The sequence below is a fragment of the Pseudomonas sp. Ant30-3 genome (assembly GCF_000690905.1).
In the GTDB taxonomy this organism is placed as follows: Bacteria; Pseudomonadota; Gammaproteobacteria; order Pseudomonadales; family Pseudomonadaceae; genus Aquipseudomonas.
The window spans coordinates 50,352-63,148 of record NZ_JMCL01000010.1; the positions used below are offsets into that span (position 1 = coordinate 50,352).

At 56.1% G+C, this 12,797-nt stretch carries 12 protein-coding genes; 1 reads left to right on the plus strand and 11 read right to left on the minus strand.

Annotated elements, in window-relative coordinates:
- Window positions 1–82: 82 nt before the first annotated feature.
- The 11 genes from DU29_RS0102325 to DU29_RS0102375 form a co-directional block, all read right to left on the minus strand.
- Complete coding sequence (locus tag DU29_RS0102325) at window positions 83–2,395, minus strand: GumC family protein (protein WP_028620250.1); 2,313 nt, start codon at window positions 2,393–2,395, stop codon at window positions 83–85.
- A gap of 2 nt (window positions 2,396–2,397) precedes the next feature.
- Complete coding sequence (locus DU29_RS0102330; protein WP_028620251.1) at window positions 2,398–2,931, minus strand: polysaccharide biosynthesis/export family protein; 534 nt, start codon at window positions 2,929–2,931, stop codon at window positions 2,398–2,400.
- An 11-nt stretch (window positions 2,932–2,942) separates the two neighbouring features.
- Window positions 2,943–4,103, minus strand: coding sequence for an outer membrane beta-barrel protein (locus tag DU29_RS0102335; protein WP_028620252.1), 1,161 nt, complete (start codon window positions 4,101–4,103; stop codon window positions 2,943–2,945).
- Between the two features lie 42 nt (window positions 4,104–4,145).
- Window positions 4,146–4,679 (minus strand): transcription/translation regulatory transformer protein RfaH, encoded by a 534-nt coding sequence (rfaH, locus tag DU29_RS0102340; RefSeq protein WP_028620253.1) that lies wholly within the window; start codon window positions 4,677–4,679, stop codon window positions 4,146–4,148.
- Between the two features lie 788 nt (window positions 4,680–5,467).
- Window positions 5,468–6,064: an MliC family protein gene (locus DU29_RS0102345; protein WP_028620254.1), complete on the minus strand. Its 597-nt coding sequence runs from the start codon at window positions 6,062–6,064 to the stop codon at window positions 5,468–5,470.
- Window positions 6,065–6,256: 192 nt separating this feature from the next.
- A complete protein-coding gene (ycaC, locus tag DU29_RS0102350) occupies window positions 6,257–6,883 on the minus strand; it encodes an isochorismate family cysteine hydrolase YcaC (protein ID WP_033050230.1) in 627 nt (208 codons plus the stop codon).
- Window positions 6,884–7,009: 126 nt separating this feature from the next.
- Complete coding sequence (locus tag DU29_RS0102355; protein WP_028620256.1) at window positions 7,010–8,131, minus strand: sensor histidine kinase; 1,122 nt, start codon at window positions 8,129–8,131, stop codon at window positions 7,010–7,012.
- A gap of 146 nt (window positions 8,132–8,277) precedes the next feature.
- On the minus strand, window positions 8,278–8,673 hold the full coding sequence (locus DU29_RS0102360; protein WP_028620257.1) for a RidA family protein: 396 nt from the start codon (window positions 8,671–8,673) through the stop codon (window positions 8,278–8,280).
- Window positions 8,674–8,721: 48 nt separating this feature from the next.
- The gene (locus DU29_RS0102365) at window positions 8,722–9,987 is read right to left on the minus strand and encodes an epoxide hydrolase family protein (RefSeq protein WP_081832418.1); all 1,266 of its coding nucleotides are present in this window, start codon (window positions 9,985–9,987) and stop codon (window positions 8,722–8,724) included.
- A 90-nt stretch (window positions 9,988–10,077) separates the two neighbouring features.
- Window positions 10,078–11,460: an epoxide hydrolase family protein gene (locus tag DU29_RS0102370; RefSeq protein WP_081832419.1), complete on the minus strand. Its 1,383-nt coding sequence runs from the start codon at window positions 11,458–11,460 to the stop codon at window positions 10,078–10,080.
- A 150-nt stretch (window positions 11,461–11,610) separates the two neighbouring features.
- Window positions 11,611–12,012, minus strand: a complete 402-nt coding sequence (locus tag DU29_RS0102375) for a DoxX family protein (RefSeq protein ID WP_050483052.1) — start codon at window positions 12,010–12,012, stop codon at window positions 11,611–11,613.
- A 114-nt stretch (window positions 12,013–12,126) separates the two neighbouring features.
- On the opposite strand from DU29_RS0102375, the gene DU29_RS1000000130865 reads away from it, so the two are divergent.
- Entirely contained in the window at window positions 12,127–12,762 is a 636-nt protein-coding gene (locus DU29_RS1000000130865; protein WP_050483053.1) for a TetR/AcrR family transcriptional regulator, read from the plus strand.
- Window positions 12,763–12,797: the final 35 nt, after the last annotated feature.

Consider the following 12,797-nt stretch of genomic DNA (forward strand, 5'->3'; position numbering starts at 1 on the left):
ATAGGGGCAGGCACGCTGGTATGTGGCTCGATTGAGATAACGGGTGCAGCGAAGGGCGATGCGAGGTGACGTGCGACCAGCGTTACCTGGAGGCGTAATCGTAATCGTAGAATGTGTCCGAATGACTGTGGCCGTACTTGCGCGCCTTGCGCAGGTCGACCTGGTTAAGCACGATCCCGAACACTGGAGCGTGGCTCTGCTGCAACGTGGCGAGTCCTTTCTGGACCTGGCTGACCGGGGTGCTTTCTGCCTTGACCACGTAGATCACGGCGTCCGAATGCTTGGCCAGCAGCAGCGCGTCGCTGACCATTTCGGCCGGCGGCGAATCGATGATGATGTGTCGGTAGCGCAATTTCAGGGCATCAAACATGCGCGCCACCCGCGGCGAGCTGAGCAAGTCCTGTGGCGGCGGCTGACGCGAGCCATGGCGGTGTTCGCCGGGCCCCGGCAGGCGTGCCGAGCTCAACAGGTCGAGGGAGGAGGGCGATACATTGCCGGCCGGCAGCATGTCGAGATTGCCCACCGTGCGGATGCAGTCTTCCAGGCGTGCGGTACCGGCAATCACGTTGGCCAGCCCCGGCGCGTCGGCCGGGAAGTCGAAGTTCGACGACAGCGTCGGCTGGCGCAAGTCAGCGTCGATCAGCAGCACCCGCTCCAGCGACGTCAGCGAGCAGGCAAGGTTGTTGGCGATGGTGCTCTTGCCTTCGCCAGAGACAGTCGAGGTGACGAGCACCACTTGCGCCGGCTGCTCATTACTTTGCAGCATCAGCCAGGTGCGCAGGTTGCGAATAGTTTCGGAAAAACGCGGATGGTCATTGTCGTCAAACAGGCGCGCCAGTTGCCGACGGCTCTTCTTCATCACCAGCGGGACAACGCTGAGCAATGGAGTATTGAGTGTGCTTTCGACACTATCGTCAGTCTTGAAGGTGTTGCTCAAGGTATCGAACAGGAACGCCATGAGTACGCCGATCAACGCGGCAACCACCGCGACGATCGCCACGATCAGCGTCTTGCGCGGCTTGCTCGCTTCCAGCGGGGCAATCGCCGGGTCGACGATACGCACTTTGGTGGAGTCCATGTCCGAGGTCGCGGCGGTTTCTTTCAAGCGGGTAATGAAGGTTTCGTACAAGGCCCGGCTGCTGTCGACTTCACGCTGGAATTCGCGCAGCTGGAACTCTTTGCGCGAGATGTTTTGAAGCTGCGCCTTGTTGGTGTTGAACGAACCTTGCAGAGCCTGTTCGCTGGCCACCGCCAGCTGATATTGGCGCTCGATACCGGCGATCACTTGCTGCACCTGCAGACGCAGGCTGGTGGTAGCGGCGCGCAACTCAGACTGCGCTGAGGTCAACGCCGGGTGTTTAGGCCCGTAGCGTCCCGATAGCTCCTCGACCTTGGCCTGCGCCTTGGCCAGTTCTCCCTGGAATTGCTGAACCAGTGGGTTGGTCAGTACCGCCGGCACACTCGACAACCGGCTGAGGTCGCCATTGCTCAGCGACTTGGCCTGGCGATACTGACTTTCGGCTTCGGCACGATTGCGCCGCGCATCGATCATGCGATTGCCGGTCATTTCCAGTTCGTTGGCGCTGATGGTAGCAACGCCGCCGACATCGACCAGGCCCTGCTCTTCGCGGTAGCCCTGCAGTTTGTTCTCGGCGCGGCGCAGGTTATCGCGCAGTTCAACAAGGCGGGTGTTCATCCAGCTGGTGGTGGTTTGCGAGGACTTCACGTTGGTGTCGAGCTGGCTGTCGATGAAACCCTGGGCCAGCGCGTTGGCAACGTCGGCGGCCAGTTTCGGGTCAGGCAGTTCCACTTCGATTTCCAGCAACTGACTCTTGCCGACAAATTTGATGCTGGTGTGCAGCATCAGGTTTTGCGTGACCTGATTGAAGATGTCCAGTTCCGTGGGCGTGGTCTGCACCGGTGTGAGGAATGCCAGGCCTGGCAGCCACTGCCCGCTGTTGAGTTCGGCCAGCCATTGGCGTGGGGTGAACCACGGCTTTGGCTGTTGCCGCGGGTCAGTGATCGGGTTGGTCGTAAGGTTGAGCTTGCGCACCGCGCGTTCCGCCAGCTCCCGCGATTGCAGCAGCGCCTGTTGGGTCTGCAGGTAATCGGTGGCATTGGTCGACGAGTCTTTGACCTGCTGGAACGACATCAACGGTGGGTTTTTCTCGTTGATCAGCAGGGTTGCGCTGCCGACGTACTGCGGGGTGATCATCGACACCGCGACAGTCGCCAGCACCACGCTAAGCAGCACCAGCCAGCCGATGTTCCACTTGGCGCGCCAGATTACCCGCCACAGTTTCATCAGGTCGATGGTGTCCTTCTCTTCGCCATGCTGCTGATACAGATGCGCCTGAAGAGGACGTTCTATGTAGGTGCTAGGGCTGTTGTCCATGATTAGAAAAAGCCTTGTGCAATGGAGATGGTGTCGCCGGGGGCAATGACAGTGCTGCGGGTCACCGCATCGGTAAGGGTTGGACCGCCGTCACCACGCACGATGGTGACGCGCTTGATCGAGGCGCGTTCGGTCAGCCCGCCTCCCAGCGCGATGGCTTTTTCCAGGGTCAGCCCAGGCACGAACGGATAGCTGCCGGGCTTTTGCACCTCACCGTTGATGTAGAACGAGCGGTACTCGACCTGACTGAGGCTGACCTTGGGGTCGACCAGATAACCTTGCTTGAGGCCATCGACGATGATTTTCTCCACTTGCCCCGGGGTCATGCCCAAGGCGTTGATTTCCCCCAGGAACGGGTAAGAAAAGGTCCCGGCATCACTCAGCCGGATCTTTTTCATACTCAACTCCGGCTCGCCGAACACGATGATTCGCAAGACGTCACCGGCCGCCAGTTTGTACTGAGTACCAGGTTGGGCTGCCTGAGCGTCGGGCAGCAGCCAGAGCGCGAACAAAAGCACGAAGATGCGCGAGTTCATGGGGGAAACCTCTAGAGGCTTACGTTGAAACTGATCTGGAAGACGTTGCGTTTGAAACTTTCGTTGTCGGCATCGGAATCGTTGTCGCGGTGCCGATAACCCAGCTCGATGTCCAGCCAGCGCCGCATCTCGTACGCCACCGCCAGGTTGTAATCCTGAAGGTCGTCGGTGCGGTCCTGGCCTTCATATTCGTAGCGACCCATGCCGGCTTCGGCGATGGTGGTGATGCGCTCGGTCCAGCCGTGGCGCCAGCCGACCTGGGTGAACGTCGCTTTAACGGCATCGGAGCCGTCGTCGCCTTCGGCCATAGCCTGCTTGGCCAGGAAGGTGAACTTGGAATAGGTGCGGGGTTTCCAGTCCAGATTGACTTGCCAGGTCGGGTTACTGAGGTCGCCGGAGTCGTTCTCGTCAAATTCCTTGCGCTCATAGCCGATACGCACCTTGCCGGTGGTACGTGCAGTCACGTCCCACTCAGCGCCTGCCAGCACGGCATTGGATTTGCTGCTGCGCGGGCTGTTGGGCTCGACGTAGTCGAAAATCTTGTGGTCGTACTCAAGCAAACTGCGGGTGTTGCTGCCGAGGCGGTGGTACCACGTGGTGGACAATGCCGTGGTGTCGCGCTCTTTGTCGTCGTTGATGCCGTCAGCGTTGTCGTAGCGAAGGCGATCGTAGCTGGCGCCCAGGTCGATTTGATTCAGAGCGCTTTTGGCGCCGTAGGTATAAACGCCGCCGACGCGCTGACTGCTGATCTCGTCATTGATGCCGTCGACAGCCGTCGAGGTGGTGCGTTCGTACTTGCGTGCCTCAGCTTCCAGTTTCAAGCGATGGCGATCGGTGAACTCCATCACGCTGTCCGCTCGCAACCGTTGCGCGGTATTCGAGGCGTCGGAGTCATCGTGATAGATGTAGCGGGTTGGCTGCCAGATCAGTCGGGTGCCGCTGTTGCGGTCTTCAGCCTTTAGCTCGAAGGTGGGCGCAATTTTGGTCACCATGGTCGAGTCGACATCGTGCTCCAGCTCGCGAAAGTTATCATCGTAACTTTCGGAAAATAACAAAGTGGGGGTGAAGTCGAATCCATACACATCGATCGATTGTGGTTCGATGCTCCAGGCAGCGCCAGGATAAAAAGACATCATGACCAGCATGAGAGGGCAGTTAGACTTCAAACCCATATGTTTGCTCCTGACGAGAACAGCTTGGCTTTTATTTATTAGTCATTTGTTTATAGCTGCCATTGGCTGTCGTTCAAGGTGACTCAAGGGCACACATACCTGTTGTTCTCTGTTCAGGAACTGCAATAACAGCATGACGCGCTCGGCACCGAGCATGGACAGGAACACGCCTTCCAGTGGCGACAGCGGGCCGCGGATGATTTGCAGGGTGTCACCGGGTTCGAGGGTGGGCTCGGAATGCGGTTCCAGGGAGTTGATGCACCGAGTGCGCAGGTGCTCGATGACGTGATCGGGCACCGTGGCGGGCCCGTGGTTGAATTCGACGATGCGGCTGATGCCCCGCGTGGAACGAATCGGGCCCCAGTTATCTTCTCGACTCAGCTGTATGAACAGGTAGCCCGGAAACAGCAGCTCCAGGGTTCGTAAGCGCTTGCCCCGCTGCAAGCGTTCGCTGACCAGTTGAGGGCAAAACGTTATGTAGTTCTGTTGCAGAAGATTGATCTGAGCTCGCTCATCTTGCCGGGGCTTGCACTGCAACAGGTACCATTTGGAAGGGAGGGCGATAACTTCTTGCATGGGGGGAGCTCCATACATAGCGAAGATAGTTCAGCAGGCGACAGGCACAGCTACGCCATCGCGCTTGCCATCATGCAGCTAGTAGGCAGTGGCCCATGGAGGCCGGTGAATCGTCAGAAAGAAAGCGTCAATAGTTATAGTGGAGAAGTTGATGTATCAATAATGCAACAGATATTTGGGGTGGTTTTAATTGTGCGACAAAATCGCGCGATAGAGTTCATGGCAACTGCTGAAATCGCCTTTTGTTCTATCTAAAGTCAAATTAGTAATGAAATTGTCGTCGAGTTTTGTCAGGGCAAAGCTACCGCATGGTCGATACTTGCGACCCTAATTAAATAGCTTCGTGCGTGTCCTGACTTGCCGGGGGGGGGCAATTAACAATGCAACATTTATGGGCATTCCCCGAGCCGATATAGTTATCGTCCAGTCTTGGCGAGCTGTCAAACGCTACAAGTCAAAAAGAATGCCTTTTATCGAAAAGCAAAATTGATGAACTGTAAGTCATTGATGATTAAGGGTGTTGGTTTTCTGTCGGAAGAATTAAACTTTTTGCAAGTTTTGTAGTCTTTGCGATGGCTAACACAGAATGAAGTCATTGTGATGTCAGTTTAGTTGAGAACTACAGTCATGGTTAACGGCCTGGGCAACTTGCAAGGTCCTTCTCCCCAACTTCGGGCACTTTGCACCTGATCGGGGAGCGAATTCAATCTATTAATCGGCGCAGCCGCGTGGTGCAAGTGCCGAGGTGCGAGCGTGCAATTCGTCCCGCGTTTGCACGCACCCGGATGTCAGGATTTCTTTTGGCACGTCATCTCGGCTGCGCCATAGCCCCAAGTCACCCGCGCCTCACCCTGATGTTCCCGGAAACTTTCGTTCTGACCTTGATATCGGCTGCCGCTGGCGGATTGAGCGGCCGTCATCAGCGAGCGCTGGTCTCTATAAACGGCAGCGAGAGAAGGTGGTTCGGTTTGAAAGAAGGTCGCACTCACTGTGCCGTTGCGGCCACAGTCGTAGGTAACAGGCCCTGTCGAGGCAACAAGGCCATATGTGCTTTGAACTTCAACAGTACGTTGGCGATAACGGCTGCTGATGCACGCGGGTTTATCGTCGGACTTCCAGCATTCATCGCGACCTTTTATCCAGCCGCGCTGTTCGGCTTTCAACACTCTGGAATCGGCACCGGCCTTTTTCAGAGCGGCGTTGTAAGCAGCCGCCAGCGTCCGGTCCAGCGCGCCCAACTCTGGGGTTCTGCAGATAATGTCCTCGACGCTGCTGGACATTTTTTCCGGGCATTTGAACGACGGACCCTGCGCTGCGGAGGCCGGCGAGGTGAATGCCAGCGCAGATAAACCGGCGCAAGCCAGTGTGCGATAAAAAAGCTTCATGATCACTCCTGTAGTGAAGCTGCACCGCGAACGTGCAGGTGTGACCCGGCATAGTCTCACAGGCACTGCTTTTCGCCGATGCGGGGCAGGGGTCCAATAGTTGATTTTATCGGTTGCGATGAACTCAGAACGCAGCAAAGCGCCCGGTCCCCGTGCAGGAACCGAGCGCTCAACACTAGCGGTAAGCAGTTATTACGCCTGGCGCGCGGCCATTGCCGAGTAACTGTTCATCAGGTTGCGGTAGTTGGGGATGCGCTGGGAGAGCAGGTTGCCCAGGCCCTCGATATCGTTGCGCCAGTCACCTTGCAGTTCACAGGCGACCGAGAACCAGTTCATCATTTGCGCGCCGGCTTGCGTCATGCGATTCCACGCAGCCTGCTGCACGGTGGTGTTGAAGGTGCCGGAGGAATCGGTGACCACGAACACTTCAAACCCTTCTGCCAACGCCGACAATGTCGGGAAGGTGACGCAGACGTCAGTCACCACACCGGCAATGATCAGCTGCTTGCGACCGGTGGCGTTGATCGCCTTGACGAAATCTTCGTTGTCCCACGCGTTGATTTGACCAGGACGTGCGATGTAAGGCGCATCCGGGAACATCTCTTTCAGCTCTGGCACCAGCGGGCCATTGGGGCCTTGTTCGAAGCTGGTGGTAAGGATGGTCGGCAGCTCGAAAAATTTGGCGACGTCGGCCAGGGCCAGCACGTTGTTCTTGAACTCGTTGGGCGAGAAGTCCTGCACCAGCGAGATCAGACCGGTCTGGTGGTCGATCATCAGAACTACGGCGTCGTCTTTGTTCAGGCGGTTGTAAGTGGTCATGGTGAAATCCTTTATCGAGTTGGTTGGGCGTCGTTCAACATGGGCTCAGATTAAGGAAGTACGAGAACAGGATAAAGAGGTTGGAAACGGTTTGACTGTCCACTCAGGTAGGACAATGGCCCGGCATCACTCCATTGGGAGCACTACCACGAATTTCGTACCGATTTTGCTTTCCGAGGACACCTCGATCCGGCCGCCGTGAGCACCAACGATCTGATCAGCAATAAAAAGACCCAGGCCGAGGCTCGAATAAGGCCCGTGATCGATCGACGCTTGCGGGGAGTAGCGGCCCATCGGATTGAAAATAAACGGCAGGACATCTTCCGGTATGACGCTGCCACTGTTGTGGACGCTGAACAGAAGGTTATCACCCGAGACTTCCAGTGCGACCGTGACGGGCTCGCGACCATCGCCGTGTTGTACGGCGTTATTGATCAGATTGGAAAACACCTGCTCCAATCGATCGCCGTCGAACTGACCTGTCGCCCGTTTGACCGATTTCAACTTGATGTTGGTTTCCGGATACACCGTTCTGGATTCATCGACAATCCGCTCGCAAATCGGGCTGAGGTCTATCTCCTGTTTTTTTACGGGGATACCCGGGCCGACCTGGGAACGGGTGAAATCAAGCAGATCACCGACAATCTGGCTGGCGCGTTTAACGCTACTGTAAATGCGCGAAGCGATTTTGGTCGGTCGCGCGCCCAGATCGTCTGATCGCAAGAGTACGTCCGCGCCTAGGAGTATTGCGCTCAGTGGCGTGCGCAGGTCGTGGCCGAGAATGCCAAGGAAGACGTTGCGCGAAGCCTGAACGGCTTCGGTGTAACTGTTGATGGACTCGGCCAGCGCCTGATCGATGGCTTCATTGAAGCGGATCATGTCTTCAACTTGCAGCTGCGTGCCGTCGGCCGCTCGTTTCATCCACAGTTTAATCACGCTCGCTCGCAAGGCACGGAATTCCGAAACCAGCTGATCGATGGTAAAACCGGACATCAAACGGGTAATGGCATGGGTCTTGGCAGCGGTTTCATCCTCTGACACGCCATGCCCCTGGGATTTTTCTACTTGCTCCTTCGCGGTCTGTGCGGTTTGCAGATCCGCCGCGATGGTGCGCAGCATCAATTCAGCGTGATCGCGCAGGGCCGCCGTATCCAGCGGATTGCCAGGAGTGTCCATGGTCCGTGCGAAGTTTTCCCATTCCTGGACAATGGCTTCAATATTTTCGAGGATGAATCCGGATAAACGCATAGCTGTCCAAACCTGAACGTTGAACCGTGCATTGTGCTGGCTCGATGATTCAGTAGAGCATCAATCGTGCTTGGGGCGCAAAACCGTTGGTTTCGCTCAATCCGGCGTGAGGTAAGTCGTTTATAACCAGGATTCGGTAACAGCCTTCATAATCGGGCAACGCATTTGATTTCGATCATGGAAGTGGACACGCCAAGCGCAACCACTTCCACCAGCGTTTGAGCAACTTGCGGGTCTTCGCCATAGGCTTCGGCGCGTATCGCAAACAGTTCGTCCGCACGGGACAGGAAGTTTCTGATATCGGTCACAAACAAGGTTTCTTCGACAATATGAGGCATGTCTGCGCCGAACGAATTCAACGTCGTTTTGACGTTCTGGTACGCCATGCGAACTTGTTCAGCAATGTCGTTCTCACCCACTGTCTGCCCATTGGCGTCGACACTCAACTGGCCCGAGAGATAGATCCAGTTGTCGACTTTTACGCCGTCATTGATAAGCCGCTTGAAGGGGCCGTTGCGCAGCACAACTTTTTCGGTGTTCATGGTGGCGATACCTTTTTATTGAAAATGTCGTTAGGCGAAACGAAGAAATCAGCTTAAAGAACGGCCCCATTGCTGGATGTCTTTAGCAAAAGCCTCGGGCACCTCCATGGCTGCAAAGTGGCCACCTTGCTCCATGACCCGCCAGTATTTGAGGTTATAACCGCGTTCAATCAAACTCCGCGGTGGGTTGGGGGATCTTGAGTCGGGGTAAGCGGAAAACCCGGTTGGGGTCTCCACGCGTCGACCGACTGGCATCTCTGTAACTTGCTCCATACGGCCAGCGGTGTAAAACCAGGCCGCGCTGGCAAATGCATCGTTCATGACGTAAATCATCACGGATGTCAGCAGTTGGTCTTTGCTAAATACGGTTTCGAATGATCGATCCCGCAAATCCGACCAGTCATGGAATCGTTCCAACAGCCAGGCAGCCTGTCCCACAGGATTGTTTGCCATCGCGTAAGCCAGCGAATGAGGTTTGGTGGACTGCAGTTGATAATAGGCACCCAAGCGAGATTCATATTCGGCGTGTGAGGTTGCGTATATGTTTTCTTCGGCGTCACCGGGCGCGGACTGGGGTGACACGATCAGCAAATTCAAATGCATGGCTTTAAGCGATTCGGCATAGTCGAGGCCGAGCCAGCCGACGACGCCAGCTCCCCAGTCGCCGCCTTGAGCCATATAGGTTTTGTAGCCGAGCCTTTCACGCATCAGTGTGTCGAACAGCCTCGCGGTTGTGCGGGCGCCGATCGGCTGCCGAGGCTTGCCACTTGAACCGAAGCCAGGTAGCGAAGGAATGACCACATCAAAGGCATCGGCACTGTTATTACCGAATCTAGACGGGAAGGCCAGACGCTCGGCCACCTGCCAGAATTCAAACACCGACCCAGGCCACCCATGAACCATGAGCAAGGGTCGCTTGCCGCGTGCTTCACCCACGATGTGCAGAAAGTGAACGTCCAGGTCTTCGATTCTGGTCACGAATTGCGGATAACGGTTCAGCTCATCGACTGCCTTCTGCGTGTCATAACCATTGACCCAGTAATCGCAGATTGATTTCAAGAAAACCGGATCACAGCCGTACCGCCAGCCGGCACTCTCGGGCTCGATGGGGAACTCGTAAGTCCTGACTTTATCCAGAACGCTCGCCAATTTCGCAGTTGGCCATTCAACTTTGAATGGACGTATGTCTCCTTTCACTGCGGTATCGGCGAATAAGGACAGCGGCGTTGCTGCCGAGGCCAATACTGCAGCGCCGACGAAACTGCTTTTCAACAATGTCCGCCTGTTAAAACCCTGTTGATCGTCGGATTGCATGATTAGCCTCTGATGTCTGGCGTAGGTATGGAACTTCAGAAACGTTCGTGACGCTTCATGTCTTGGCCATATGGCAGTGCAAATTCAGACTCACGACCGCAGAGAGGTGAACGCGCGGCGGAGTTCCTCAGTGAACAGTTTGGGTTGCTCCAGCGCAGCGAAATGACCACCTTTTTCAACTTCGCCGAAATAGATCAACTGGGGAAAAGTGGCCTCTGCCCAACTTTTTGGCACTTGATAGATTTCTCTCGGGAATACACTTACCGCTACGGGCACGTCGATGATGCCTCCGGCAAAGCTGTTTCCCGGATTTTCCCAGTAGAACCGCGCGGCAGAAGCACCGCTTCGGGTAAGCCAGTACAAGGAAATATCGTCCAGCATTGCGGTCAGGGAAATCGCTTCTTCCGGATCACCCTTGTTGTCCGACCATACCTGGAACTTTTCATAAATGTAGGTCGCCAGCGCTACGGGGGAATCGAGCAAGCCGTAGCCCATGGTTTGCGGTTTGGTCGACAGCTGTTTGAAATACCCGATGCCTTCTGTCTTGAAGACATTGGCTTGATCAACGGCGCGTTTTTCGTCGGGTGACAATTTTTCGGGAATGACCTCGGGGAACACGAACGCCCAATTCAGATGGATCCCGGCCAATCCCTCAGGTCTTAATTGACCGAGCGTGCTGGTGACGCTGGCGCCCCAGTCGCCCCCTTGCGCAACCCAGCGTTCATAGCCGAGCCGGTCCATGAGTTTGACCCAGGTCGCAGCGGTTTTATCGATGTTCCAACCCGGGGCAGTCGGCTTTGCGGAGAACGCATAACCGGGCAGTGAAGGGATGATGACATCGAAGGCGTCACTTGCTTTGCCGCCATGGCGGACAGGATCGGTCAAGGGGCCGACGACCTCCAGAAACTCCGAGAACGAACCGGGCCAGCCATGTGTGAGTAAGATGGGGAGTGCATTGGGCTCAGCTGATTTAACGTGAATGAAGTGGATATCCAGTCCATCGATGTTCGTCAAAAACTGAGGTATCTGGTTGACTCGCCGTTCAAACGCTCGCCAGTCGTAATGATCGTGCCACGCTGCAATCAGCGCTTGTGCCTTTGCCAGCGGGACGCCTTGCGACCAGTCCTGCACGGTTTCCTTTTCCGGCCAGCGGGTAAGGGCGAGCCGAGCGCGCAGATCGTCAAGGTCGCTTTGCGCGATTGCAATGCGAAACGGCACGATGGCAGTGCCGGTAGGTTTTGCCGAAGGCGCGGAAGCAGCCAGGACGGGGCCGGACAACAGGGGCAGCGTCGACCCCGCCGTTATCGACAGAAGGCCAGCGCCAGAGAGAAACGGTAGAACCGATCCCGTTGTCACAGCGGCTTTGAGTACGCCGCGTCGTGAGAATGCGGACGTGATTACCGGAGGCGGATCAAGACGCACGGTTTCATGTTCGGTTTTATTGTCATTAATGTGCGTAATAAAATCCGACATGACTGTTCATCTCTACGCGATAAGTTGTATGGATGCTAACGGCGCAATACTCGTCGAACAATTGGCGCACCTTAGAATTGTATTTTCGAATAACTCAAATGATTGAACCGGATCTCCGCTCTCGGTAATTGTGGAAGGCGCGTCTGCGGTCTAACGAATGGTCAGAATGGCTGCGCCCATCAAACCGCCGATGACGGCGAGATGCTCCAGAGCAAGCTGAAACTCTTCCATTTTCCTTGGTGGCGGGTATCTCCAGAAGGCGTGGTCCAGCGGGATGCTGAGCAAGGTGAACACGCCCAGTGCCCCGGCACCCAGCCAACCCATGGAGCGAAAATCGGTGACGAGCAATATCGAACCGACGAGTTCGGTGGTCACCATCAAAACCACGATCAGACGGGGCATTGGCAGCCCGTGGGCCTTGATTGTCTCAACCATCACACCGAAGTTAAAAATGCCGAAAAGACCTGCAATCCAGAAAAACGAGGTCAATATCAAACGGGCCAGTATCGAAAACGCTTCGCTCATGAGCAGGTCATGGATCAGACTGGGCATTGCTCTACCTACGGTGAGTCAGCGGTTCACGCGACATTGCGCAAAGCCTGTTCACCTCGTACTTTAATGACTGTCTGCTGAATTTCTTACTCGCATTTCAGAGCTGTCGATCCTATGCCAACGCCTTCGCTGGAGCCCCGTAAAATCCCGCAGCAAGCACGTGCGCAGGCCACTATTGAGGTGATTCTGGAGGGGGCTACTCAGGTTCTCGCCACTGACCGTCTGGCAGGCTTCAATACCAATGCGATCGCAGAGCGGGCAGGGACGAGCATCGGCACGTTTTATCAGTACTTCCCCAACAAGGAAGCCTTGTTGTTGGCGCTGATCCGACGGCAGAAGCAACAGATGTTCATCAATATTTCGGCATCGATGCAAGCGGCCTCAAACACAGATCTGGAGGGTGCCGCCCGCCTTTTAATCAGGGGCCGAATGAAACACCTGCGCGACAATCAGTCCGTCGCGTTGATCCTCAGTCAGCAGGAAATGCATCTGCCCATTCACGCGATCAAAGCCGGGTACCTGACGCAAGGCAGTGAGTTGTTTGCGTCGAGACTTTCGCATTGGGGTGATACGGCGCGAGGCATTGATGTGTTGCGCGCGGCGACAACCGTGCCGGCGCTGGTTCGCGGCATTTTTGAGCGTTGGCTGAGCGACAGGCCTGAGAGTATGGACATTGCCGAGCAGGAAGCGGTGTGTGGCGTACTGGGTTACCTGCAATGCCTGAAGCGAGACCGGCAAGGTGTTGCTTGACCCAGGCCAAACGAAGCTGCCGGGCACAACGCCCG